The organism is Leifsonia sp. EB34 (genome assembly GCF_041260585.1).
Classification (GTDB): domain Bacteria; phylum Actinomycetota; class Actinomycetes; order Actinomycetales; family Microbacteriaceae; genus Leifsonia.
Map to the genome: position 1 here is coordinate 1,033,778 of NZ_JBGCCV010000002.1, position 25,260 is coordinate 1,059,037.

At 71.7% G+C, this 25,260-nt stretch carries 21 protein-coding genes; 13 read left to right on the forward strand and 8 right to left on the reverse strand.

Annotation, left to right across the window (positions count from 1 at the left end; translation table 11 throughout):
* From trpC to ABIA36_RS14475, 10 genes are all read left to right on the forward strand, one after another.
* Positions 1 to 771 carry an indole-3-glycerol phosphate synthase TrpC gene (trpC, locus tag ABIA36_RS14430; RefSeq protein WP_369963186.1) on the forward strand — a complete coding sequence of 257 codons (771 nt, stop codon included), beginning with the start codon at positions 1 to 3 and terminating at the stop codon, positions 769 to 771.
* On the forward strand, positions 771 to 1,982 hold the full coding sequence (gene trpB / locus ABIA36_RS14435; protein WP_369963187.1) for a tryptophan synthase subunit beta: 1,212 nt from the start codon (positions 771 to 773) through the stop codon (positions 1,980 to 1,982). Before trpC ends, trpB begins: the two co-directional genes overlap by 1 nt.
* The gene (gene trpA / locus ABIA36_RS14440) at positions 1,979 to 2,776 is read left to right on the forward strand and encodes a tryptophan synthase subunit alpha (RefSeq protein WP_369963188.1); all 798 of its coding nucleotides are present in this window, start codon (positions 1,979 to 1,981) and stop codon (positions 2,774 to 2,776) included. The genes trpB and trpA overlap by 4 nt, the downstream gene beginning before the upstream one ends.
* A 137-nt stretch (positions 2,777 to 2,913) precedes the next feature.
* Entirely contained in the window at positions 2,914 to 3,921 is a 1,008-nt protein-coding gene (gene lgt / locus ABIA36_RS14445; RefSeq protein ID WP_369963189.1) for a prolipoprotein diacylglyceryl transferase, read from the forward strand.
* 181 nt (positions 3,922 to 4,102) lie between these two features.
* Positions 4,103 to 8,698 (forward strand): glutamate synthase large subunit, encoded by a 4,596-nt coding sequence (gene gltB / locus ABIA36_RS14450; RefSeq protein ID WP_369963190.1) that lies wholly within the window; start codon positions 4,103 to 4,105, stop codon positions 8,696 to 8,698.
* On the forward strand, positions 8,691 to 10,148 hold the full coding sequence (locus ABIA36_RS14455; protein ID WP_369963192.1) for a glutamate synthase subunit beta: 1,458 nt from the start codon (positions 8,691 to 8,693) through the stop codon (positions 10,146 to 10,148). The genes gltB and ABIA36_RS14455 overlap by 8 nt, the downstream gene beginning before the upstream one ends.
* Before the next feature lie 61 nt (positions 10,149 to 10,209).
* Complete coding sequence (gene pyk, locus ABIA36_RS14460; protein ID WP_369963193.1) at positions 10,210 to 11,625, forward strand: pyruvate kinase; 1,416 nt, start codon at positions 10,210 to 10,212, stop codon at positions 11,623 to 11,625.
* Between the two features lie 156 nt (positions 11,626 to 11,781).
* A complete protein-coding gene (locus ABIA36_RS14465; protein ID WP_369963195.1) occupies positions 11,782 to 12,846 on the forward strand; it encodes an outer membrane lipoprotein carrier protein LolA in 1,065 nt (354 codons plus the stop codon).
* A 39-nt stretch (positions 12,847 to 12,885) separates the two neighbouring features.
* Positions 12,886 to 13,824: an ATP-binding cassette domain-containing protein gene (locus tag ABIA36_RS14470; protein WP_369963196.1), complete on the forward strand. Its 939-nt coding sequence runs from the start codon at positions 12,886 to 12,888 to the stop codon at positions 13,822 to 13,824.
* A complete protein-coding gene (locus ABIA36_RS14475) occupies positions 13,811 to 14,710 on the forward strand; it encodes an ABC transporter permease (protein ID WP_369963197.1) in 900 nt (299 codons plus the stop codon). The genes ABIA36_RS14470 and ABIA36_RS14475 overlap by 14 nt, the downstream gene beginning before the upstream one ends.
* 73 nt (positions 14,711 to 14,783) lie before the next feature.
* On the opposite strand, the gene ABIA36_RS14480 is transcribed toward ABIA36_RS14475, so the two are convergent.
* From ABIA36_RS14480 to ABIA36_RS14490, 3 genes are all read right to left on the reverse strand, one after another.
* Positions 14,784 to 15,671, reverse strand: coding sequence for a DMT family transporter (locus ABIA36_RS14480; RefSeq protein WP_369963198.1), 888 nt, complete (start codon positions 15,669 to 15,671; stop codon positions 14,784 to 14,786).
* 67 nt (positions 15,672 to 15,738) lie between these two features.
* Positions 15,739 to 16,317 (reverse strand): N-acetyltransferase family protein, encoded by a 579-nt coding sequence (locus ABIA36_RS14485; protein ID WP_369963199.1) that lies wholly within the window; start codon positions 16,315 to 16,317, stop codon positions 15,739 to 15,741.
* Between the two features lie 10 nt (positions 16,318 to 16,327).
* A complete protein-coding gene (locus ABIA36_RS14490) occupies positions 16,328 to 17,173 on the reverse strand; it encodes an alpha/beta fold hydrolase (RefSeq protein WP_369963200.1) in 846 nt (281 codons plus the stop codon).
* 38 nt (positions 17,174 to 17,211) lie between these two features.
* Between ABIA36_RS14490 and ABIA36_RS14495 the strand changes: the two genes are divergently transcribed.
* Positions 17,212 to 19,674 (forward strand): phosphoketolase, encoded by a 2,463-nt coding sequence (locus tag ABIA36_RS14495; RefSeq protein WP_369963201.1) that lies wholly within the window; start codon positions 17,212 to 17,214, stop codon positions 19,672 to 19,674.
* Here the strand turns inward: ABIA36_RS14495 and ABIA36_RS14500 are convergent.
* Positions 19,671 to 20,450 (reverse strand): SGNH/GDSL hydrolase family protein, encoded by a 780-nt coding sequence (locus ABIA36_RS14500; RefSeq protein WP_369963202.1) that lies wholly within the window; start codon positions 20,448 to 20,450, stop codon positions 19,671 to 19,673. The genes ABIA36_RS14495 and ABIA36_RS14500 overlap by 4 nt on opposite strands.
* 36 nt (positions 20,451 to 20,486) lie before the next feature.
* Between ABIA36_RS14500 and ABIA36_RS14505 the strand changes: the two genes are divergently transcribed.
* A complete protein-coding gene (locus ABIA36_RS14505) occupies positions 20,487 to 20,948 on the forward strand; it encodes a VOC family protein (RefSeq protein ID WP_369963204.1) in 462 nt (153 codons plus the stop codon).
* A gap of 15 nt (positions 20,949 to 20,963) precedes the next feature.
* On the opposite strand, the gene ABIA36_RS14510 is transcribed toward ABIA36_RS14505, so the two are convergent.
* From ABIA36_RS14510 to ABIA36_RS14520, 3 genes are all read right to left on the reverse strand, one after another.
* Positions 20,964 to 21,917, reverse strand: a complete 954-nt coding sequence (locus ABIA36_RS14510; RefSeq protein ID WP_369963206.1) for a hypothetical protein — start codon at positions 21,915 to 21,917, stop codon at positions 20,964 to 20,966.
* A gap of 156 nt (positions 21,918 to 22,073) precedes the next feature.
* Complete coding sequence (locus ABIA36_RS14515) at positions 22,074 to 23,093, reverse strand: LLM class flavin-dependent oxidoreductase (protein WP_369963207.1); 1,020 nt, start codon at positions 23,091 to 23,093, stop codon at positions 22,074 to 22,076.
* A 43-nt stretch (positions 23,094 to 23,136) separates the two neighbouring features.
* Positions 23,137 to 23,937 carry an alpha/beta hydrolase gene (locus ABIA36_RS14520; protein WP_369963208.1) on the reverse strand — a complete coding sequence of 267 codons (801 nt, stop codon included), beginning with the start codon at positions 23,935 to 23,937 and terminating at the stop codon, positions 23,137 to 23,139.
* A gap of 94 nt (positions 23,938 to 24,031) precedes the next feature.
* Here ABIA36_RS14520 and ABIA36_RS14525 point away from each other — a divergent pair, with 94 nt between their 5' ends.
* On the forward strand, positions 24,032 to 24,856 hold the full coding sequence (locus tag ABIA36_RS14525; RefSeq protein WP_369963209.1) for a hydrolase: 825 nt from the start codon (positions 24,032 to 24,034) through the stop codon (positions 24,854 to 24,856).
* 21 nt (positions 24,857 to 24,877) lie between these two features.
* Here ABIA36_RS14525 and ABIA36_RS14530 read toward each other — a convergent pair whose 3' ends face one another.
* Entirely contained in the window at positions 24,878 to 25,204 is a 327-nt protein-coding gene (locus tag ABIA36_RS14530; RefSeq protein WP_369963210.1) for a thioredoxin family protein, read from the reverse strand.
* Positions 25,205 to 25,260 lie beyond the last annotated feature (56 nt).

Genomic DNA, 25,260 nt, shown 5'->3' on the forward strand with positions numbered 1-25,260 from the left:
GTGCTCGCCGACCTCGTCGCCGGCGCGCTGGAGGATGCCGAGCGGCGACGTGCCGAGCGACCGTACGCGGCCGTCGAGGCCGCTGCCGCGGCGCGTGAGCCCGCCATCGACGCGCTCGCGGCGCTCGCGCCCGCCGAGCGGGTCAAGATCATCGCAGAGGTCAAGCGTGCCAGCCCGTCGCGCGGCGACCTCGCCGACATCCCGGACCCCGCCGCCCTCGCCGCGCTCTACGAGACCGGGGGAGCGAGCGCGATCAGCGTCCTCACCGAGGAGCGCCGCTTCAAGGGGTCGCTGGCCGACCTCGAGGCGGTCCGCGCCGCGGTGACCCTCCCGGTGCTCCGCAAGGAGTTCGTCGCCGAGCCCTACCAGGTGCTCGAGGCGCGCGCCGCCGGGGCGGACCTCGTGCTGCTCATCGTCGCCGCGCTCGACCAGCAGCGGCTCGTGGAGCTGCACGACCTCATCGCCGACCTCGGAATGACCGCGCTCGTGGAGGCGCACACCGAGGACGAGCTGAGCCGCGCGTTCGACACCGGCGCGAAGCTGGTGGGCGTCAACGCGCGCAACCTCTCGACGTTCGAGCTGGACCCTGACCTGTTCGGCCGCCTGGCCGACCGGTACCCGTCCGGCGTCATCCGCGTGGCGGAGTCGGCCGTGAAGTCGGCCGCCGACGTCGCGCATTACCGAGCGGCGGGCGCGGATGTCGTGCTCGTCGGCGAGGCGCTCGTCACGAACGACCCGATCGCCACGCTCGGCCAGTTCCTTGGAGCCTGATGTCCCTTCGTTCTGAACACGGACCCTACTTCGGCGAGTTCGGCGGGCGCTTCGTGCCCGAGTCCCTCGTCGCCGCCCTCGACGAGCTCACCGTGGCGTGGGAGGCGGCGAAGGCCGACCCCGCGTTCCACGCCGAGCTGGACGAGCTGCACCGCAGCTACACCGGCCGGCCGAGCATCGTCACCGAGGTGCCCCGCTTCGCCGCTCATGCAGGCGGCGCGCGCGTCATCCTCAAGCGCGAGGACCTCAACCACACCGGCTCGCACAAGATCAACAACGTGCTCGGCCAGGCCATCCTCACCAAGCGGATCGGCAAGTCCCGTGTGATCGCCGAGACCGGCGCCGGCCAGCACGGCGTCGCGACGGCGACCGCCGCCGCGCTGTTCGGCCTCGAGTGCACCATCTACATGGGCGAGGTCGACACCGAGCGCCAGGCGCTGAACGTCGCCCGCATGCGCTTGCTCGGCGCAGAAGTCGTCGCCGTCAAGACCGGTTCGCGCACCCTCAAGGACGCGATCAACGACGCCATGCGCGACTGGGTGACCAACGTCGAGGACACCAACTACATCTTCGGCACCGTCGCGGGCCCGCACCCGTTCCCGGAGATGGTGCGCGACCTCCAGAAGATCATCGGAGAGGAGGCCCGCGAGCAGGTGCTCGCGCTGACCGGCCGCCTGCCCGACGCCGTCGCAGCCTGCGTCGGCGGCGGCTCGAACGCGATGGGCATCTTCCACGCGTTCCTGGACGACGAGGACGTGCGCCTGGTCGGCTTCGAGGCCGGCGGCGAGGGCGCGGAGACCCCGCGGCACGCCGCGACCATCACCAAGGGGCGCCCGGGCGTCCTGCACGGCGCGCGCAGCATGCTGCTGCAGGACGAGGACGGCCAGACCATCGAGTCGCACTCGATCTCCGCCGGGCTCGACTACCCGGGCGTCGGCCCGGAGCACTCCTGGCTCGCCTCGATCGGTCGCGCCGAGTACGTCCCGGTGAGCGACGCCGACGCGATGGAGGCGCTGCGCCTGCTCAGCCGCACCGAGGGCATCATCCCGGCCATCGAGTCCGCGCACGCGCTGGCCGGCGCTCTGGAGCTCGGCAAGCAGCTCGGCCCGGACGGCATCGTGCTGGTGAACCTGAGCGGCCGCGGCGACAAGGACATGGAGACCGCCGGACGCTACTTCGGCCTGATCGACGAAGGAGCCGTGCAGTCGTGAGCCGCGTGGCAGACACCATCGCCCGCCGCAACGCCGAGGCCGCAGGGGCCCTGATCGGCTACCTCCCGGCCGGCTTCCCCGACCTGCAGACCAGCGTCGACGCGGCGGTGGCGCTCGCGGAGAACGGCGTCGACATCATCGAGCTCGGCCTGCCGTACTCCGACCCCGTCATGGACGGCGCGGTCATCCAGGCGGCCACCCAGCAGGCGCTCTCGAACGGCTTCCGGCTGCGCGACGGCTTCACCGCCGTCCGCGAGATCACCCAGCGCGTGGACGTGCCGGTCCTGGTGATGACCTACTGGAACCCGGTGCTGCAGTACGGCGTCGACCGGTTCGCGGACGACCTGGTCGCCGCAGGCGGCGCCGGACTGATCACGCCCGACCTGATCCCCGACGAGGGCGCGGACTGGCTGGCCGCCTCCGAGCGCGCCGGGCTCGACCGGGTCTTCCTGGCTGCACCGTCCTCGACGGACGCCCGCCTGCGCTCGACCGTCGAGCACAGCCGCGGCTTCGTCTACGCCGTCTCCACGATGGGCATCACCGGCGCCCGGAGCGACGTCGACAGCGCCGCCCGCACGCTGGTCGGCCGGCTGCGCGACGCCGGCGCCACCAGCGCCTGCGTCGGCCTCGGCATCTCCAGCGCGACGCAGGTCGCCGAGGTGCTCGAGTACGCCGACGGCGCGATCGTGGGCTCGGCGCTCGTGAAGGCGCTGGCCGACGGGGGAGTCGCGGAGGCCGGACGGGTCGCCGCGGAGCTCGCGGGCGGCACGGTGCGCCAGGGCGCGACGGCCTGACCCTCTCCGCGTCTGACCCCTGCGTCTGATCCCTCGGGGTCGGGCCCACCCCCGACCAACACTTAGACTGGACGCTGTGCGCCGATCGGCGCCGGACTCCATCGGATACGAAAGGTAGTCATCGCGTGGTCGCGACGATGAGCAGCTGGGTCGCCAGCATCCCGAGCCCGGGGCCCGAGTGGCAGCAGATCCCGATCGACATCTTCGGGTGGCACTGGCGCATCCAGACCTACGCGATCATGATCCTGATCGGCATCGTCGTCGCCACGCTGTGGACGTCCCGCCGCCTCACCAAGCGCGGCGCGGAGCCCGGGGTCATCCTCGACATCCTGCTCGGGGCCGTCATCGCCGGCCTCATCGGCGCCCGCGCCTACCACGTCATCACGCACCCCACGGACTACTTCGGGGCAGGGCACAACACCTGGAACCCGTTCCAGCCGGGCAGCGTCTGGGCGATCTGGGAGGGCGGCAACGCCATCTTCGGCGCGCTCATCGGCGGCGCGTTCGGCATCTGGATCGCCTGCCGCATCAGCGGCCTGCGGTTCTGGAGCGTCGCGGACGCCCTGGCGCCGGGCCTCCTGCTCGCGCAGGCCATCGGCCGCCTCGGCAACTACTTCAACCAGGAGCTGTTCGGCCTCCCGACCAACGCGCCGTGGGGCCTGCAGATCGACGCGGGCAACAAGGCCATCCCGGTCGGCCTGCCCGACAACACGCTGTTCCAGCCGCTGTTCCTCTACGAGATCATCTGGAACGTCATCGGCGTCGTCGTCATCCTCTTCCTGGAGCGCAAGCTCCGCCTGCAGTGGGGCAAGACGCTCGCCGTCTACCTGATCTGGTATGGCGTCGGCCGCTCCTACCTGGAGTCGATCCGCATCGACCCGAGCGAGTTCTCCTTCCTCGGCATCCCGAGCAACGTCTGGGCCGCGTTCCTGGCCGTCGTGCTCGGCGTGGTGATCTTCATCGTGCAGTCCCGCCGGCACCCCGGACTCGAGCCGAGCGTGTACCTGCCGGGCCGTGAATGGGTTCGCCCCGATGCTGAGGTAGACTCTGACGACACGGACTCGGACGACGAGGACTTCGTCGATGGCGACGGAGAGCCCACCGCGTCCGCCGGAGCCAGGGCCACAAGCCCGTCGCGCGGATGATCTCCGCCGGCTCAGAACAACCCACCCCGTAGAGGCTGATCCCATAAGCACTACCTGACCGCACCGACTCCCGGGCCGCACACAAGCCCGGCGAAGCTGCGGCGGAACCTCCCAGCATCGGGCCGAAGGCGTCCCCGCACTCCACTCCCCACATCCACGACACTGTGAGGACGGTCGAATTATGGCGGTCACGCCTCCCCACTCCCGGTTCAGCACGGTTCCCGGTAAGCAGGGTCTTTACGACCCCGCCGCCGAGAAGGACGCGTGCGGCCTCGCCATGGTCGCGACGCTCCGCGGAACAGCCGGTCACGACATCATCGACGCGGCGCTCGAAGCGCTGCGCCACCTGGAGCACCGCGGCGCGGTCGGCTCCGACGCCGGCACCGGCGACGGCGCTGGCATCATCACGCAGATCCCCGACGCGTTCCTGCGCGCCGTCTCCGGGCTGGAACTGCCCGGCGCCGGCCGGTACGCGGTGGGCAACGCCTTCCTGCCCACCGACGGCGGCGCCCGTGCGGCCGTCAAGGCGGCGATCGAGGCGATCGCGGCCGAGCACGACCTCACGGTGCTGGGCTGGCGTCCCGTGCCGGTGCGCCCGCAGGAGCTCGGCACGCTGGCACGCGACGCGATGCCGGTCATCGAGCAGCTCTTCGTGTCGAGCACCCGCACGGACGAGCGCGGCGAGCCGGTCGCCGGGATCGCGCTGGACCGCCTGACCTTCTTCCTGCGCAAGCGCGCCGAGCGCGAGCTCGACCTGTACTTCTCGTCGCTGTCGAGCCGCACGATGGTCTACAAGGGCATGGTCACGACGCTCCAGCTCGAGCCGTTCTACCCGGACCTCTCCGACCAGCGCTTCGCCTCCAAGCTCGCCCTGGTGCACTCGCGGTACTCCACCAACACGTTCCCGTCCTGGCCGCTCGCGCAGCCGTTCCGGATGATCGCGCACAACGGCGAGATCAACACGGTGTCGGGCAACCGCAACTGGATGCGCGCCCGGCAGTCGCAGCTCGAGAGCGAGCTGCTCGGCGACCTCTCGCCGGTGCTCCCGATCGTCACGCCCGGCGCCTCCGACTCTGCGTCGTTCGACGAGGTCGTGGAGCTCATCTCGCTCACCGGCCGGTCGCTGCCGCACGCGGTGATGATGATGGTGCCGGAGGCCTGGGAGAACCAGACCGAGATCGACCCGGTCCGCCGCGACTTCTACGAGTACCACTCGATGCTCATGGAGCCGTGGGACGGCCCGGCGGCGATCGTCTTCACCGACGGCTCGCTCGTCGGCGCGACCCTCGACCGCAACGGCCTCCGCCCCGGCCGGTACGTCGTCACCAACGACGGACTGGTGGTGCTCGCGTCCGAGATCGGCGTGCTCGACATCGAGCCGAGCCGGGTCGTGCGCAAGGGCCGCCTGCGCCCGGGCCGGATGTTCCTGGTGGACACTGTCGCCGGCCGCCTGATCGAGGACGACGAGATCAAGTCGGAGCTCGCCGCGGGCGCGCCCTACGGCGAGTGGCTCGCCGAGGGCCGGATCAACCTCAAGGACCTCCCGGAGCGCGAACACATCGTGCACACCCCGGCGTCGGTCACCCGGCGCCAGCGCACGTTCGGCTACACCGAGGAGGAGGTGCGCGTCCTGCTGAAGCCCATGGCGACGACGGGCGCGGAGCCCCTCGGCGCGATGGGGTCGGACACCCCGGTCGCGGTGCTCTCCGAGCGCCCACGGCTGCTCTTCGACTACTTCACGCAGCAGTTCGCGCAGGTGACCAACCCTCCGCTCGACTCCATCCGCGAGGAGGTCGTGACCTCCCTGGCCCTCGGCCTCGGCCCGGAGCGCAACCTGCTGAGCGCCGGCCCCGAGCACGCGCGCCAGGTCGTCCTCGACTTCCCGGTGATCGACAATGACGAGCTCGCCAAGATTCAGCACATCGACCCGCGCCCGGGCAGCCGGCTCACGACGACCCTGCGCGGGCTGTACCGCTCGGACGCCGGGCCCGACGCCATGCAGGCGCGCCTGGCCGAGATGTGCGACGAGGTGGACGAGGCCATCGAGGCCGGCGCCCAGTTCATCGTGCTGAGCGACCGCGACTCCACCAAGGACCTCGCGCCCATCCCGTCGCTGCTCATGCTCGCGGCCGTGCACCACCACCTGATCCGCGCCCAGAACCGGATGAAGTGCGGTCTGATCGTGGAGGCCGGCGACGTCCGCGAGGTGCACCACGTCGCGCTCCTGATCGGCTACGGCGCCTCGGCGATCAACCCGTACCTGGCGATGGAGACCTGCGAGGAGCTCGTCCGCAGCGGGATGATCACGAACGTCACGCCGGAGAAGGCGGTCAAGAACGTGATCAAGGCGCTCGGCAAGGGCGTCCTGAAGATCATGTCCAAGATGGGCATCTCGACCGTGTCGTCGTACGCGGGCGCTCAGGCGTTCGAGGCCGTCGGCCTCAGCCAGGAGTTCGTGGACCAGTACTTCACCGGCACCACGAGCAAGCTCGGCGGCGTCGGCATCGACGTCATCGCAGCGGAGAACCTGGCACGGCACACCGCGGCCTACCCGCCGGAGGGCGCGATCCTCGCGCACGAGCGGCTGCAGACCGGCGGCGAGTACCAGTGGCGCCGCGACGGCTCCCCGCACCTCTTCAACCCGGAGACGGTGTTCCGCCTGCAGCACTCCACGCGCACGCGCCGGTACGACGTCTTCCGGGAGTACACGAAGCTCGTGGACGACCAGGCCGAGTCGCTGATGACGCTGCGCGGCATGTTCGCGCTGCGCACCGGCGAGCGTCCCGCCGTCCCGATCGACGAGGTCGAGCCGGTGGAGTCGATCGTCAAGCGTTTCTCCACCGGCGCGATGAGTTACGGCTCCATCTCCAAGGAGGCGCACGAGACCCTCGCGATCGCCATGAACCGGCTCGGCGCCAAGTCGAACACCGGCGAGGGCGGCGAGGACCTCGACCGCCTGCTCGACCCGGAGCGCCGCAGCGCGATCAAGCAGGTCGCCTCCGGCCGGTTCGGCGTCACGTCGATGTATCTGACGCACGCGGACGACATCCAGATCAAGCTCGCCCAGGGCGCCAAGCCCGGCGAGGGCGGCCAGCTCCCGCCGACCAAGGTCTACCCCTGGGTCGCGCGCACCCGGCACGCCACCGCGGGCGTCGGGCTCATCTCGCCGCCGCCGCACCACGACATCTACTCGATCGAGGACCTCAAGCAGCTCATCTTCGACCTGAAGCGCGCGAACCCGCAGGCGCGGGTGCACGTCAAGCTGGTGAGCGAGTCCGGCATCGGCGCGGTCGCGGCTGGAACGGCGAAGGCCCTGGCCGACGTCATCCTGGTCTCCGGCCACGACGGCGGCACGGGCGCCTCCCCGGTCAACTCGCTGAAGCACGCGGGAACGCCGTGGGAGCTGGGCCTGGCCGAGACGCAGCAGACGCTCATGCTGAACGGCATGCGCGAGCGCGTGGTCGTGCAGGTGGACGGCCAGCTCAAGACCGGCCGCGATGTCATCGTCGGCGCGCTGCTCGGGGCCGAGGAGTTCGGCTTCGCGACCGCGCCCCTGGTCGTCTCCGGCTGCGTCATGATGCGCGTCTGCCACCTGGACACCTGCCCGGTCGGCGTCGCCACCCAGAACCCGGAGCTCCGCTCGCGGTTCTCGGGCAAGCCGGAGTTCGTGGTCAACTTCTTCGAGTTCATCGCCCAGGAGGTGCGCGAGTACCTCGCCGAGCTGGGCTTCCGCAGCCTGGACGAGGCGATCGGCCACGCCGAACTGCTGGACGCCGACCGCGCCATCGAGCACTGGAAGGCGTCGGGGCTGGACCTGACGCCCATCCTGCGCGGGCCGGAGTTCCCGGAGTCCGCGCCGCGCAAGAACGGCCGCGCCCAGGACCACGAGCTGGACCAGCACTTCGACAACCAGCTCATCCAGGCCGCGCACGACGTGCTCGCCTCCACGCACACGGGCTCCGACGGCGCGACGCTGTCGCTGTCGCTGCCGATCCGCAACACGGAGCGTGCGGTCGGCACCATGCTCGGTCACGAGGTCACGGCCCGCCACGGCGAGAACGGCCTGCCGACCGGCACCATCGACATCACGCTGACGGGCTCCGCCGGCCAGTCGCTGGGCGCGTTCCTCCCCGCGGGCATCACGCTGCGGCTGGAGGGCGACTCCAACGACTACGTCGGCAAAGGCCTGTCCGGCGGCCAGATCGTCGTCCGCCCGCCGCAGGGCAGCGTCTTCCCGGCGGAGCGCAACGTCATCGCGGGCAACGTGATCGGCTACGGCGCGACGCAGGGCAGCATGTTCATCCGCGGCATCGTGGGGGAGCGCTTCCTGGTCCGCAACTCGGGCGCGACAGCGGTCGTGGAGGGTGTGGGCGACCACGCGCTGGAGTACATGACGGGAGGCCTCGCGGTCATCCTGGGCGGCACCGGGCGCAACCTGGGCGCCGGCATGTCCGGCGGCACGGCGTACGTGTACGACCTGAAGCGCGAGCGCGTCAACCGCGACGCCCTCGCCACCGGCGAGCTGGAGCTGCTGCCGCTCGGCAGCGCCGACATCGAGATCGTGCGCGACCTGCTCGAGAAGCACCAGGCGGAGACCGGCTCGGCCCTCGCCGAGCGGATGCTCGCGGACTTCGACGCCACGGTGGCGAAGTTCGTCAAGGTGCTGCCGCGTGACTACGCGGCCGTGCTGCAGATGCGTCAGGAGGCCGTCGACGAGGGACTCGACCCCGACGGCGACATTGTGTGGAATCGGATCTTGGAGGTGACCGGTGGCTGACCCTAAAGGCTTTCTGAAGACAACGGAGCGGGAGCTGCCGAAGCGCCGTCCCGTCTCGGTCCGGCTGATGGACTGGAAAGAGGTCTACGAGGCCGGCGACCCGGCCCAGCTCCGCCGCCAGGCCGGGCGCTGCATGGACTGCGGCATCCCGTTCTGCCACCAGGGCTGCCCCCTCGGCAACCTGATCCCGGAGTGGAACGACCTGATGTGGCGCGGGGAGGGCCGCCAGGCCATCGAGCGCCTGCACGCGACCAACAACTTCCCGGAGTTCACCGGCCGGCTCTGCCCCGCGCCGTGCGAATCGTCGTGCGTGCTCGGCATCAACCAGCCCGCCGTGACCATCAAGCAGGTCGAGGTGTCGATCATCGACCAGGCCTGGCAGAACGGCTGGGTGCAGCCGCACCCGCCGGAGCGGCTCACCGGCAAGACCGTCGCGGTCGTCGGCTCCGGCCCGGCCGGCCTCGCCGCCGCCCAGCAGCTCACCCGCGCCGGCCACACGGTCGCCGTCTACGAGCGCGACGACCGGATCGGCGGCCTGCTGCGCTACGGCATCCCGGACTTCAAGATGGAGAAGAAGCACCTCGAGGCGCGGCTGAACCAGATGATGGCCGAGGGCACGCGCTTTCGCGCCGGGGTGAACATCGGCGTGGACATCGCCTGGGACGACCTGCGGGCGCGCTACGACGCGGTCGTGGTAGCCACCGGCGCGATGGTGCCGCGCGACCTCCCGATCCCCGGCCGCGACCTCGCGGGCGTGCACTTCGCGATGGAGTACCTCGTCCAGCAGAACAAGGCGGGCGCCGGCGACCAGGTCGGCGACCAGATCACGGCGGACGGCAAGCACGTCATCGTGCTCGGCGGCGGCGACACCGGTGCGGACTGCATCGGCACCGCGCACCGCCAGGGCGCCGCGAGCGTCACCAACCTCGCGATCGGCAAGCAGCCGCCGGCGGAGCGCCCCGCGCACCAGCCGTGGCCGACGACGCCGACGCTGTTCGAGGTCCAGAGCGCCCACGAGGAGGGCGGCGTGCGCGAGTACCTCGCCTCCACCGTCGAGTTCCTCGCCAACGAGTTCGGCGAGGTGAAGGCCCTCCGCGTCGCGGAGACCGAGTACCTCGACGGCCGCCGCGTGCCGAAGGCCGGGACCGAGCGCGAGATCCCCGCCGACCTCGTGCTGCTGGCACTGGGTTTCACCGGTCCGGAGCAGGAGGACCTGGGCGCCCAGCTCGGCCTCCCGTTCGACGACCGGGGTAACGTGGCCCGCGACGGCGACTACCAGACCAGCGAGGCCGGCGTGTTCGTCGCCGGCGACGCCGGCCGCGGCCAGTCGCTCATCGTCTGGGCCATCGCAGAGGGCCGGGGAGCGGCAGCCGCCGTCGACCGGTATCTTGAAGGGGAGACGGAGTTGCCGTCCCCGGTCCGCCCCACAGACCGGGGAATCCTCGTCTGAATTCCCTCCACCACGAGAACGCGCCGTCAGGGGTGCGAGAATCACGGAGCACTAAGAACCCATGAGAAGGGCGAAAATCGTCGCGACCCTCGGTCCGGCGACCTCCAGCTACGACAACATCCGCGCGATCATCGATGCGGGCGTCGACGTCGCGCGGATGAATCTGAGCCACGGCAGCTACGACGTGCACGAGGGGGTCTACGCCAACGTGCGCAAGGCCGCCGACGACGCGGGGAAGCCGGTCGCCGTGCTCGTCGACCTCCAGGGTCCGAAGATCCGTCTCGGCAAGTTCGAGGCCGGCCCCTACGACCTCGCGCAGGGCGACATCTTCAAGATCACCACCGACGACATCATCGGCACCAAGGAGATCTCCTCCACGACGTTCAAGGGCCTGCCCAACGACGTCAAGCCGGGCGACTACCTGCTCATCGACGACGGCAAGGTGCGCGTGCGCGTCGTCGAGGTCGAGGGCAACGTCGTGACCACCGAGGTCGTCGTCGCCGGCCCGGTCTCCAACAACAAGGGCATCAACCTCCCCGGCGTCGCGGTCAACGTGCCCGCGCTGTCCGAGAAGGACGAGGCGGACCTGCGCTGGGGCCTCAAGCTCGGCGCCGACATCATCGCGCTGTCGTTCGTCCGCAACGCCAAGGACATCGAGCGCGTGCACGAGATCATGGCGGAGGAGGGCCGCAAGGTCCCCGTCGTCGCCAAGATCGAGAAGCCGCAGGCCGTCGAGGCGCTCGAGGAGATCATCGAGGCGTTCGACGCCATCATGGTCGCCCGCGGCGACCTGGGCGTGGAGCTGCCGCTGGAGGCCGTCCCGATCGTGCAGAAGCGTGCGGTCGAGCTGGCCCGCCGCGCCGCCAAGCCGGTCATCGTGGCGACGCAGATGCTCGAGTCGATGATCTCCAGCCCGGTCCCGACCCGCGCCGAGACCTCCGACGTCGCCAACGCCGTCCTCGACGGCGCCGACGCGGTGATGCTCTCGGGCGAGACGAGCGTCGGCGAGTACCCGGCGATCACGGTGGCCACCATGGCCCGCATCGTCACCTCGACGGAGGAGCACGGACTCGACCGCATCCTCCCGCTCGGCACCCGGCCGCGCACCCAGTCGGGCGCGATCACGCTGGCCGCCGTGGAGGTCGCCGACTTCGTGGAGGCCAAGTACCTCTGCGTGTTCACCGAGTCGGGCGAGTCGGCGCGCCGGATGGCCCGCCTGCGCAACAAGATCCCGATCCTGGCGTTCACGCCGGAGGAGTCCGTGCGCCGCCGGATGTCGATGTTCTGGGGCGTGGAGTCGTTCGTCGTGGACCGCGTCACCCACACCGACCAGATGGTCGCGCAGGTGGACGAGGCCCTGAAGTCGACGGGCCGCGCCGAGAACGGCGACAAGGTCATCATCATCTCCGGTTCCCCTCCCGGAATCCCCGGAACCACCAACGACATCCGCGTCCACAAGGTCGGCGACGTCCTCTAGGGCGGATGAGGAAGGCCCCGCTCCGGCGGGGCCTTCCGCGTGTCATCCCGATGTCATCCCCGCGTCAGACGCGCCTGTCATACCTGGGGATGATTTCCGGTTCTCCCGGGTAATCGGAAGGGTCGGCGGTGGGGTGCCGAGCGTATCCTCGGGACTATGAAGCACCGCCTGATCCGCTGGCTCCCGGCCATCGTCGTCCCCGCCGCCATCGCCGCGGGCGCGATCGCGATCCCGCTCGCCGCGGGTGCGGCGGACCTGCCCGTGAAGTCGCCCGCGGACGTGCTGCGGCTGGTCGCCTCGAGCGACACCAAGGCGTTCTCCGGCACCGTCGAGCAGACCACCGACCTGGGGCTGCCGAGCATCCCGAAGATGGGCGGCGGGTCCTCCAGCGCGGACAGTTCCATCGCGAGCACGCTCTCGCTGCTGATGGGCGACCACAGCGCCAAGGTGTATGTCGACGGCCCGACCAAGGTGCGCGTGCAGCTCCTCGACCAGCTCGCCGAGCGCGACGCCATCCGCAACGGGTCCGACGTCTGGCTGTACCAGTCGAGCGACCAGTCGGTCACCCACGCGACGATCCCGGCGCACGAGAAGAGTGGCGAGACGCCGGCTCCGACGGCGACGCCCGACGCCACGGCGACCACGCCGCAGGCGCTCGCGGAGAAGTTCCTCGCGGCTGTCGACCCGTCCACGCAGGTGACGCTCGGCCCGAACACCAAGGTCGCGAACCGCGACGCCTACGACCTCGTGCTGACACCGCGCACCGACGCCACCCTGGTCGGCTCGGTGTCCATCGCGGTGGACGGCCAGACGGGCCTGCCGCTGCAGGTCCAGGTGACCGCGCGCGGGGCCTCCTCGCCGTCGTTCCAGGCCTGGTTCAAGGACTTCACGCCGAGCGCGCCGGACGCGAGCGTGTTCTCGTTCACCCCGCCGAAGGGCGCGAAGGTCACCGAGCAGGCCCCGAAGACCGGCGAGCACAGCACCGCGACGAACCGGCCGAAGCCGACGGTGACGGGCACCGGCTGGGCGACGATCGTCAGCCTCCCGGCGGGCACGGTCCCCGCGCAGGCGCTGGCCGACCCGCTGGTGGCCCAGCTCACGCAGTCCGTCGGGGGAGGCCGGGCGCTGTCGACCTCGCTGATGTCGGTGCTGGTGACGGCGGACGGGAGGCTGCTCGCGGGCGCCGTCCCGGTCTCCGCCCTCCAGGCCGCCGCTCAGTGAGCGACCGCCGGTGAGTGCCGAGTCAGTGGACGTGGGGCGGTGAGCGACGCCGCCGCCATCGCGACGAGCGGCCTGACCAAGCGCTTCCGCGGGCGCGCGGTCGTGGACGGGATCAGCCTGTCGGTGCCGCGCGGCTCGGTCTTCGGGTTCCTGGGGCCGAACGGCTCGGGCAAGACCACGACCATCCGCATGCTGCTGGGGCTGATCTCGCCGTCGGCCGGCTCGATCGACCTGCTCGGCGAGGCCATGCCCGACCGCGGCGCGACCGTGCTGCCGCGCGTCGGCGCACTCGTCGAGGGTCCGGCCTTCGCGCCCTACCTCTCGGGAACGGTGAACCTCGTCCGGCGCGATACGGCCGACCGGTACGCGCCCGGCGCGACCCGCTCGAAGCGCGTGGCCGCAGCGCTCGACCGTGTCGGCCTCACGCACGCGGCGGGCAAGCACGTCCGCACCTACTCGCTCGGCATGAAGCAGCGACTCGGGATCGCCGGCGCGCTGCTCACCGACCGCGACCTCCTGGTGCTGGACGAGCCGACCAACGGGCTCGACCCGCAGGGGACGCGCGAGGTGCGCAACCTGGTCCGCTCGCTGGCGGACGAGGGCACGACGGTCTTCGTCTCCAGCCACCTGCTCGCGGAGATCGAGCAGATCTGCACGCATGCGGCCATCATGCGCACCGGCCGGCTGGTCGCGCAGGGCGCGCTGGACGAGCTGCGCAGCGCCTCCGGGCCGCGGGTGAGCGTGACCACGCCCGACCGAGCCACGGCGGCCGACGTGCTGGCCCGGTTCGGGTTGACGCCGGAGACGGGCGGCGACGGCGTGGAGGCGGCGCTCACCGAGGGCGCGCCTCCCGTCGAGGACCTCGCCGCGAGCCTGGTCGGGGCGGGGGTGCGGCTGCGCGGCTTCGCGGTGCGGTCGTCCAGCCTGGAGGAGCGCTTCGTGGAGCTGACCGGGGAGGGCTTCGATGTCGAGCAGTGAGGCGGTCCCGGTCGAGGACGCGGCCGTGACGGCGGCCCCTCCGGCGGCGGTGGCCGTCGGCGCTCGGCGCGCGCGCCCGGCGGCGGGCTGGGCGCTGCTCGGCTCCGAGCTGTCGGTGATGTTCCGGCGCTGGCGCACCTGGGCGATGCTCGGCGCGCTGGCGGCCGTGCCCATCCTCATCGCCGTCGCCGTGCGGCTGACCGGACGGGGCAGGGGACCGGCATTCCTCGACCAGATCACCAGCAACGGGCTCTTCGTGGCGTTCACGGCTCTGGTGGTGTGCGTGCCGTTGTTCCTGCCGCTCACCATCGGCGTCGTCGCCGGTGACACTATCGCGGGGGAGGCGAGCCACGGCACGCTGCGCTATCTCGTGATCGCGCCGGCCGGCCGGTTGCGGCTGCTGGCGGTGAAGTACGCGGGGTGCGCGGTCTTCTGCGTCGCCGCGGCGCTGACCGTCGCGCTGGCGGGCGCGCTGATCGGCGCGCTGCTGTTCCCGATCGGGCCGGTCACGCTGCTGTCGGGCGCGGTCGTCCCCCTCGGCGACGCGGCGGTGCGGATGCTGCTCATCGCGCTGTACATCGTGGTGTCGCTGCTCGGGATGTGCGCGATCGGGCTATTCCTGTCCACGCTCACGGACGTCCCGGTCGGGGCGATGGCGGCGACCGCGGTGCTGGCCGTGGTGTCGCAGGTGCTCGACCAGCTCCCGCAGCTCGACGCCCTGCACCCGTGGCTGTTCAGCCACTACTGGCTGGGCTTCGCCGACTTCCTGCGCGCCCCGCTGGTCTGGGACTCCTTCGTCTCGAACCTGTGGCTGCAGGCCGGCTACGTCGCGGTCTTCGGCGCCCTCGCCGTCGGCCGCTTCCTGACCAAGGACGTGCTCTCCTAGCCGAACGTCCTGGCAGAACACGCCGTCTCCCGAGCGCGTCAGACGGCGTGTCCTGCCACATCGTTCGCGTGGGTCAGGGGATCGTCTCGGCCGTCGACTCGAGGTCGGAGCGCGGGTGGTCGCGCTGGGTCGCGATCGTCACGCCCGCCGCGAGGCAGACGATGACGATGCCGACGAGCTGCACGAACGCGAAGTGCTCGCCGAGCACGATCACGCCGAAGATCGTCGCGATCACCGGCCCGAACGCGGTGATGACCGCATAGAGCCGCGGAGTGATCCTCCGCAGGATGAACGTGTCCAGGCTGTAGGGGACGGCCGACGAGAGGATCCCCGCGGTCAGCAGCAGCCCGGCGACGCGCCAGTCGATGCGGCTGTAGTCGACCACGACGAGCGCCAGCGGCACCGTGAGGACCGTCGCGACCACGCTCGCGACGCTGAGGCCCTCCAGCCCCGGCAGCCGGGTCGCCACCCGGCGGGTGAGCAGGATGTACGCCGCCCAGGAGGCTGCGGCCGTCAGCGCGAGCACGACGCCGACCGGGTCGATGGCGCCCTCGGTCGCGGTGAGCAGCACCACGCCGCCCGCCGCGGCGACGGCGCAGCCGGCGTCCAGGAGCCGCCGCGAGCCCGCGAGCGCGAGGGCGAACGGGCCGAGGAACTCGATGGTCGCCGCGATCCCGAGCCCGAGCCGGCCGACCGCCTCGTAGAAGCTGAGGTTCATCGCGGCCAGCACCACGCCGAGCGCGAGCGCCGGCCACAGCCGCGCCCAGGTCAGCTCGGCGCGCTTCGGCCGGTAGAACGGCAGGATGCAGACGGCCGTGACGAGCTGACGCACCGCGACGACGACGAGCGAGCCGACGATCGGGATGAGCAGCCCGGCGACCGAGGAGCCGAAGTTGATGCTGACCTCGGTGGCGACCTGGGTGCCTGCCCCGACGACGACCCGGTTGCGCTGCGAACTCACCGTCCGAGCTTAGTTCCCCGTCCCTGTCCCCGGCGGCGGCGCGTCAGGTGGTCAGGTGGTCAGGCGGTCAGGCGGTCAGCGTCCTCCGCATGATCGCGCGGGTGGCGCTCGGCCGGCGGACCTCCTCGAAACCGCCGTCGCGGAACAGCGCCACCGTGCCGTGGTAGCGCTCGGCGGCCGAGAGCGACGGCCGGACCTCCGGGTCGACCGGGTAGCCCTCCACGACCGTCCCGCCGCGCTCACGGGCGTGCCGGACGGCGCCGTCGAGCAGCGCGCGGGCGACGCCGCGCTTGCGGTACTCGATCCGGACGACGAAGCAGGTGACCGCCCAGACGTCCTCCGGGTCGCCCTCCCGGCGTCGTGTGATCGGCGACCGGCCGAGCCCGGGATACGCCGAGAACGGCTCGACCGCCGCCCAGCCGACCGGCTCGCCGTCGAGGCGCGCGATGACGCCGGGCGAGCCCTGCTGCACCTGCTCGTGCAGCAGCGCCTTCACGTCGTCGCGGGTGGCGGCGTCCCAGTCGGAGCGGCTCAGCTTGAACCACTGGCACCAGCACGAGGACGGGTCGCCCTTCGTGCCGAACACCGTCTGCAGCTCGTCCCAGGTCGACGCGTCGACCGATTCCGTGACCACTTCGTCCGTCATGCCACGAACCCTAACGCGGACCGAGGACGCTCGCGACGAAGCGCGGGCGCTCCACGTGCCCGAAGTGGCCGGTCCGGGCCAGGGTCAGTGCCGAGAAGCGCGGGATGATCGCCGCCAGCCGGGCATCGTCGTCCGCCCCCACGAACACGTCGCGGTCGCCGTGCACGGCCAGGACGGGGCAGCGCACGCGCGACCAGCGCTCGGCCGCCGGATACCGCCGGGCGCAGGCGACGGCGCGCACGAACGCGGCCGGGCGCAGGTCGTGGGCGAGCTCGCGCACGGTGAGCGGCTGCGGCAGGGCGAAGAGGGGTGCGAGCAGGAGTCCGAGGAGTCCCACCCGGTCGAGCGCGCGCACGAACGGGGCTGCGGCCGCGCCGGAGACCGCGAGCAGCCGCATCCCGAAGAGCAGCAGCGCGAGCCCCGGGCAGGCGCGCAGCAGGCCGAACCGCCCCAGCCGGTCGCCGCGGCCGCCCAGCGTGGTGGCCGACACCAGCAGCAGGGACTCGGTCGCCGCGGGCTCCTGGGCCGCGAGCTCCAGCGCGACGAAGCCGCCCATCGAGTGGCCGACCACCCGCCAACGCTCGTAGCCGAGCCCGCGCGCCGTCGCCGCCACCGCCCGCGCGAGGGACTCCGCGTCGAGGGTGCCGACGTCGGCGGGGGAGTCGCCCCACCCCGGCAGGTCGGGCACGACCAGGTCGTCGAGCGCGTCGGCGCCGCCGGCGGCCTCGATCGCAGGCAGCCAGGTCGTCCACGATCCGGCCGCCCCGTGCAGGAGGATGGTCGCGGTGCGCGTCGTCCGGCGCGTGTGCCGCACCGCCACCGGGCCGGCCGGCGTGTCGATGATCGAGGTTTCCACCCCTGTTGTTCGGAGCGGACCGCTCATAGGATGCCCGCGTGAGCGAGACGTCGAACGAACTCCCAGCCACCGCGCCTGCCGACCGAAACCCCGTGGCTGACCACGACCTCGACCAGCTCGACGCCTGGTGGCGCGCCGCCAACTACCTCTCCGTCGGCCAGATCTACCTGCTCGACAACCCGCTGCTGCGGCGGCCGCTCTCGCGCGACGACATCAAGCCGCGCCTGCTCGGGCACTGGGGGACCACGCCCGGCCTCAACTTCCTCTACGCGCACCTCAACCGGGCCATCCGGCAGCGCGACCTGGACACGATCTTCGTCGCCGGCCCCGGCCACGGCGGTCCCGGGGTCGTCGCCGGCGCGTACCTGGACGGCACCTACAGCGAGGTCTACACCGGCATCGACCGCACCGAGGACGGGCTGCGGAAGCTGTTCCGGCAGTTCTCGTTCCCCGGTGGCATCCCCTCGCACGCCGCTCCGGAGACGCCGGGCAGCATCCACGAGGGCGGCGAGCTGGGCTACGCGCTTTCGCACGCGTACGGCGCCGCGTTCGACAACCCGAAGCTGCTCGTCGCGGCGGTGGTCGGCGACGGGGAGGCCGAGACCGGGCCGCTCGCGACGGCGTGGCACTCCAACAAGTTCCTGAACCCGAAGGCCGATGGCGTCGTCCTCCCGATCCTGCACCTCAACGGCTACAAGATCGCCAACCCGACCGTGTTGGCGCGCATCCCGGAGGCGGAGCTGCTGGAGCTGATGCGCGGCTACGGCTACACGCCCTACCTCGTCTCGGGCGGGTTCGACGGCGAGGACCCGCGCGAGGTGCACAAGCGGATGGCCGCGACCCTGGACGAGATCCTCGACCGGATCGCCGAGATCAAGGCCGCTGCGGAGTCCGGCGACCTGATCGACCGTCCGGCGTGGCCGATGCTCATCCTCCGCACGCCCAAAGGCTGGACCTGCCCCGCGGAGATCGACGGCCACCCGGCCGAGAACAACTGGCGCTCGCACCAGGTCCCGCTCGGCGACGCCCGCGACACGGAGGCGCACACGCGCCTGCTGGAGAGCTGGCTGCTGTCGTACCGGCCGGAGGAGCTGTTCGACGAGGCGGGCGCGCCCGTGCCGCTCGTCGCGTCGCACGCGCCGCAGGGCGAACGCAGAATGAGCGCCAACCCGGTCGCGAACGGCGGCCTGCTGCGCCAGGACCTGCGGCTGCCCGACTTCCGCGACTACGCCGTCGAGGTGCCGGCGCCGGGGGAGACCGTAGCGGAGGCGACCCGCGTGCTCGGCGGCTGGCTGCGCGACGTGATGGTGGCGAACCCGCACGACTTCCGGCTGTTCGGCCCGGACGAGACGGCCTCCAACCGGCTGCAGGACGTGTTCGAGTTCACCGGCAAGCAGTGGAACGCCGAGTACTGGCCGATCGACTCCGACAACCACCTCGCGCCGAGCGGCCGGGTGATGGAGGTGCTGAGCGAGCACCAGTGCCAGGGCTGGCTGGAGGGCTACCTGCTGACCGGCCGCCACGGCGTGCTGACCTCGTACGAGGCCTTCATCCACATCGTCGACTCGATGTTCAACCAGCACGCGAAGTGGTTGAAGAGCGCGCGCGCCATCCCGTGGCGCCGGCCGGTGGCGTCGCTCAACTACCTGCTCAGCTCGCATGTCTGGCGGCAGGACCACAACGGCGCCTCCCACCAGGACCCGGGCTTCATCGACCACGTGATGAACAAGAAGGCCGACATCGTGCGCGTCTACCTGCCGTTCGACGCGAACACGCTGCTGTCCACCTACGACCACTGCCTGCGCTCGGTCGACTACGTGAACGTGGTGGTGGCGGGCAAGCAGCCGTCGCCGAACTGGCTGAGCATGCCGGACGCGATCGCGCACTGCACCCGCGGCATCGGCGTCTTCGACTGGGCCGGGACCGAGCGGGAGGGCGAGGAGCCGGACGTCGTGCTCGGCTGCGCGGGCGATATCCCGACGCTGGAGACGCTGGCCGCGGCCGACATCCTGCGCCGCCGGCTGCCGGAACTGGCCGTGCGGGTCGTGAACGTCGTGGACCTGATGCGCCTGCAGAGCGAAGGCGAGCACCCGCACGGGATGAACGACCGCGAGTACGACGCGCTGTTCACCACGAACAAGCCGGTGATCTTCGCCTACCACGGCTATCCGTGGCTGATCCACCGGCTGACGTACCGCCGGGCGGGTCACGACAACCTGCACGTGCGCGGCTACCGGGAGGAGGGCACGACCACCACCCCGTTCGACATGGTGATGCTCAACGACCTCGACCGTTACCACCTGGTCATCGACGTGCTCGACCGGGTGCCGGGGCTCGCGGAGCGGGAGGCGGCGTTCCGGCAGGAGATGGTGGACGCTCGGCTGAAGGCGCGCCAGTACACCCGCGACCACGGCGAGGACATCCCGGCGGTCGCCGAGTGGCGCTGGGGCGGCGGAACGCGCTCCACGCGCATCGACACCACGGGCGGCGACAACGACTAGAGCGGGTGGGCGGAGGTGGGGTCGACCACCGTCAGCTCCGGGATCTTCGCGGTGCGGCCGTCGCCGGACGACCGGCCGGTGAGGCGGCGGCCGATCCACGGGAGCACATAGCGGCGGTAGTAGTCCGCCGTGCGCCGCGACGACTCCCCGGCCGGCGCGGACTCCACCTCGTCCACGCCCCACTCGGCCGGCACCGGCACGCCGAGCGCGGTGAGGACGTTGCTCGCGACCCGGGCGTGGCCGAGCGCGTTGAGGTGCAGCCGGTCGGCCGACCAGTACCGGATGTCCTCCAGGGACTCGTCCGCCCAGTTGTCCACGAAAAGCACGCCGTCGCGGGGCAGCAGGGCGCGCACCGCGACCGCCAGCTCGTCGCCGCGCTTGCGGAGGAGGCTTCCCATCGGCAGGTGCCGGCTCGGGTTCGCGCCGCTCAACAGCAGCATCGTGCTGCCGGAGGCCGCCACCCGGTCCGCCGCGTCGATGAGCTGGGTCGCCACCGACGCGATCGTGACGCGCGGCCGCATGATGTCGTTGCCGCCGCCGTTGAGGCTGACGAGCTGCGGGTGCTGGGCGATGGCGGGGTCGAGCTGCTCGGTGAGGATGGGGGTGAGCTTCCTGCCGCGGATCGCCAGGTTCGCGTAGCGCACCGGCTCCGGTGAGGCGAGCGCCAGCCCGAGCGCGACGAAGTCCGCCCAGCCGCGTTGCCGGCCGTCCGGGAGGTCGTCGCCGACCCCCTCCGTGAAGCTGTCGCCGATCGCGATGTAACTGGAGTAGCCCATCCCGCTACGCTACCGCCCGCGCGTAGCATGACCGCCATGCAGAAGGTCAGAACGTTCCTCTGGTACGACGGTCAGGCCGAGGCGGCGACGAGCCGCTACGTTTCGCTGGTCCCGGACTCCCGCATCCTCCGGGTCGACCGGCTCGGCGCGGACGGCAGCACGGTCCTCGTCACGTTCGAGCTCGGCGGGACCGAGTACGTCGCGCTCGACGGCGGACCGCTGTACTCCTTCACCGAGGCGGCCTCGATCATGGTGGTGTGCGAGGACCAGGCGGAGGTCGACCGGCTCTGGGACGGACTCACCGCGGACGGCGGCGAGCCCGGCCCGTGCGGCTGGCTGAAGGACCCGTGGGGGCTGAGCTGGCAGATCGTGCCGCGCGCGCTGCTGGAGCTGCAGCAGGACCCGGACCGGGAACGCGCCGGACGCGTGAACGCGGCCATGCTGACGATGGGCAAGATCGACATCGCCGCGCTGTACGCGGCGGCCGACGCGGCCTGAGCCCGCCGCAGTGCGTCAGCCGCGGGCGATCAGCGCCTGCCACGCGAGCAGGTGCTCGACGGTGACGCCCTTGTAGCCCTGGAGGCCGCCCAACGCCGTCCGCACCTGCGCCGTCTGCGCCTCGAGCGCGAGCGCCGAGTCATCGCCGAACGTCGCGGAGGCGCCCCCGGCGACCTCCGGCGAGTCCGTCTCGACGCCGACGCTGAACGGCACCCGGGCGCTCGCCGCGGCTGTCGCCGCCGGCTTGGCCAGCGCGACGATCCCGTCGTCGCCCGCGGCGTGGTCGGAGAACGCGACGATGGCGACCGACTTCACGTGCGGGAGCAGCGTCCTGAACAGCGTGCTGCTGCCGTCGGCGGTCGGCTTGGCCTCGAGCCACCAGGGCAGGTCGGCGCCCACCGGGATGGACCCGGCGGCGCGGGCCGCGGTGTCGTACATGGTCGCGAGCTGGTCCACGATGCCGGGGAGCTGGTCGTCGGTGGCGTTCACCCACGGCTCGACGTCGAACTGCACCGTGTCGAAGGGCGCGGCCTTCAGCGCGGCGGTGGTCCAGGTGGCGGCGAGGTCGGGCTGCTGCGCCCACGCCGGGTCGCCGCCGAGCGCTCCGACCGTGGTCACGCCCGCGCGGTGCAGCGCGGTGACCGCCGAGCGCAGCCACGGGCCGAACGGGCCCTGGTCGGCCGCCCACGGCACGGAGAGGTAGACGGTGCGCAGCTTGTGCGCCGAGGCGAACGCGGCCAGCGCCTTCGGCTGGAACGCGGCCTCGCCGTCGCCGCGCGGATCCACGGACGGGTCGATCGGGTTTCCCCACGCCCACATGCCCGTGATGGCGGACGGTGTGGACGCGTCCGTCAGCGCCACAGCCGTGGCCGGAGCCGCGACGAGCCCCGCCGCCCCGATTCCGAACGCGCCGAGGGCGAGAGCCAGCCCGGCCGCGATGATTCCAGCACCCGATCGTCGAGTTCGCAAAGCACACCCCTTCCATGGGACCGGACGATGTCGTCACGGCCTGTGCTGCGGACTTCGGGTGTACCGCACAGCGATCCTCTCATGCGCCTGCAGATCGCACAGGGCCGCATTCGGGGTACACGGCGGCGCGCCTCGCGCGTGCCCACTCGCGTCGGCTCAGTCGCGCCACCCCAGCTCGCGCCCCACCGCGACCACGGCCTCCAGCAGCCGCGCATTGAAGTCGACCCCGAGCTGGTTCGGCACGGTCACCAGCACGGTGTCCGCCATCCGCACCGCCTCGTCCTGCGCCAGCTCGGCGACCAGCTTCTCCGGCTCGCCGATATAAGACCGGCCGAAGCGCGCGATCCCGCCGTCGAGGTGGCCGACCTGGTCGCGGCCCTCCACCTGCGCCCGCGCGCCGAAGTAGCGGCGGGACTCGTCGTCGACGATCGGGATGATGCTGCGGCTGACGCTCACGCGCGGCTCGCGCTCCCAGCCCATCTCCGTCCAGGTGTCGCGGAAGCGCTGGATCTGCTCGGCCTGCAGCCGGTCGAAGGCCTCGCCGGTGTCCTCGGTGAGGAGCGTGGAGGACATCAGGTTCATCCCCTGCTCCGCCGTCCACTCCGCGGTCGCGCGGGTGCCGGCGCCCCACCAGATCCGGTCGGGGAGGGTCGGGGAGAGCGGCTGGATGGACAGGCCGCCGCTGGTGCCGGTCATCCGCGGGTCGGCGTTGGCCATCGCCTCGCCGGCGATGGCGGCGCGGAAGATCGCGGTGTGCCGGCGGGCCATGTCCGCGTCCGACTCGCCCTCGCCCGGCACGTAGCCGAACGACTCGTAGCCGGCGAGTGCCGTCTCGGGTGACCCGCGGCTGACGCCGAGCTGGAGCCGCTCGCCGGCGATCAGGTCGGCGGCCGCGGCCGACTCCGCCATGTACAGCGGGTTCTCGTACCGCATGTCGATGACGCCGGTGCCGATCTCGATGCGCGAAGTGCGCGCACCGATGGCGGCGAGCAGCGGGAACGGCGAGGCGAGCTGCGGGGCGAAGTGGTGCACCCGGACGTACGCGCCGTCGGCGCCCACCTCCTCGGCGGCGACCGCGAGCTCGATCGTCTGCAGGAGGGCGTCGGCGGCCGTGCGCACGACGGAGCCGGGGACGGCCTGATAGTGGCCGAAGCTGAGGAAGCCGATGCGTTTCACAGTGAGGCCAAGCCGTCCGGCCGGCGCGGTATTCCGGCCGGGCTCAGTCCTCCAGCCCCTGCTGCCGGAGCCAGACCAGGACCTCGGTCGCGACGTCGCGCCAGCCGTGGTCGATCACGAGCGAGTGGCCGCGGTCGCGGAAGGTGATCAGCTCGGTCACGGCGTTGGAGTCGCGGTACAGCTTGAGGGTCGCGTCCGTCGTGACCTCGGGGACGGTGTTGTCCTCGCCGCCTGCGATGAGCAGCAGCGGACCGCGGTCCTCGTTCTTGGTGTCGACGGCGGCCTGCGAGTGGAGGCTGAAGTTGGCAGCTGCCGCTTGGAAGATCGGGCGGACGGTCGACGGGACGGTCCAGCGGTCGTACAGCTCCTTCGCCTCCTCGTCGCTGAGCTGGTTCGCGAAGCCGAACTTGAACTGCTCGAAGGTCAGGGCGATCGGCTTGTGGATGTTGGCCGGGTTGTCGAGGACGGGGAACGACGCCTTGAGCTGCCGGATCGGCAGCGGCAGCACGCCCTTGATCTGCGCCGGGTCGATCCCGACGGCCGAGTTGCCGTAGCCCTGGCCGAGCAGCTTCTCGGCGATGAGGCCGCCGAAGGAGTGGCCGATTATCACGGGAGGCAGGTCCATCTCCTCGATGATCTTCGCGAAGTGCTCCGTCACCTCGTCGATGCCGAAGTTCGCGACGTCATCGGGATGCGCACGCGTCTCGGCCACGGTGTCCTTCTCGCCGGGCCAGAGGGGTGCGACGGGGGCGAAGCCCTCCGCCGTGAAGAGGTCGATCCAGGGCTGCCAGCTCGTCGCGTGGAGCCAGAGACCGTGGATGAAGATCACTGGTTGAGTCGCCATGGCGCACAGGGTATTGCGCGGGAGGCCGCGCGGCCAGACCCTGACGGCGCCGCTGCCGGTGACGGGGTCGGCGCCGCCGGGTAACCTGGCCCGCATGGCCGACTGGTTGTGCGCGACGTGCGCGGTGGAGACGACCCCGATCGTGACGGACGCGGGGGAGGAGCCGCCGGCCTCCTGCCCGATCTGCGAGGACGAGCGGCAGTACGTCCCGCCGACCGGTCAGCGCTGGACCACCCTGCAACGCCTCCAGCGCGAGGGCGAGCGCGTGATCGTGACGGAGCTGGAGCCCGGGCTCTACGGGCTGAGCTGCGAGCCGAGGGTGGGTATCGGGCAGCGCGCCCTGCTGCTGTGCACTCCGGACGGCAACCTGCTCTGGGACCCCACCGGTTACGTCGACGAGGCGGCGGCGACCGCGGTGCAGGACCTCGGCGGCGCCGCCCTGATCGCCACCAGCCACCCGCACATGTTCGGTGCGCAGACCTCCTGGTCGCGGATGCTGGGAGGCGTGCCGGTGCTGGTGCACGCGGCCGACCGGCACTGGGTGCAGCGCGAGGACCCGGCGCTGCGCGAGTGGAGCGGCGAGGAGGAGGTGCTGCCCGGCGTGCTGCTGCGCACGGTCGGCGGGCACTTCCCGGGGAGCGCTGTCGTGCACTGGGATCGCGGCGTGGTGCTCAGCGGCGACACGATCTTCCCGGGGCCGTCAGAGCGGTGGGTGACCTTCCAGCGGAGCTTCCCCAACGACATCCCGCTCTCGGCGGCCGTGGTCCGCCGGGTGACGGAGCTCGTCTGCGACCGGCCGTTCGACCGGATGTACGGGAACCTGGGCAATGTCATCCCGTCGGACGCGCGGGAGGCCGTGCGGCGGTCGGCCGAGCGCTACATCGGCTGGGTCAGCGGAGCGTTCGACCACCTGACCTGAGCGGCCTCACGCCGGCCCGCGTCAGCTCAGGTACGGGGCGAGCTCGAACTCCATCGCGGGCTTCGGCTTGGCGCCGACGATCGTCTTGACCACCTCGCCGTCCCGGAACACCTTCGTCACCGGCAGCGACAGCGCCCGGTACGCGGCGGACGCCTGCGGGTTCTCGTCCGCGTTGATCCGCACGACGCGCAGGTCGTCGGGATGCTCGTCGGCGATGCGCTCCAGGATCGGCGTGAGCGCACGGCACGGACCGCACCAGGGCGCCCAGAACTCCACGAGGGTCGTGCCGGGAGCGGCGAGGACATCGGAGGCGAAGGAGGCATCGGTGACGCTGGCGAGAGTGCTCATGCCGCGAGGCTAAGCCGTGCCCCCGAGGTCAAGGTCAAGCGCGGCGACCCGGGCAT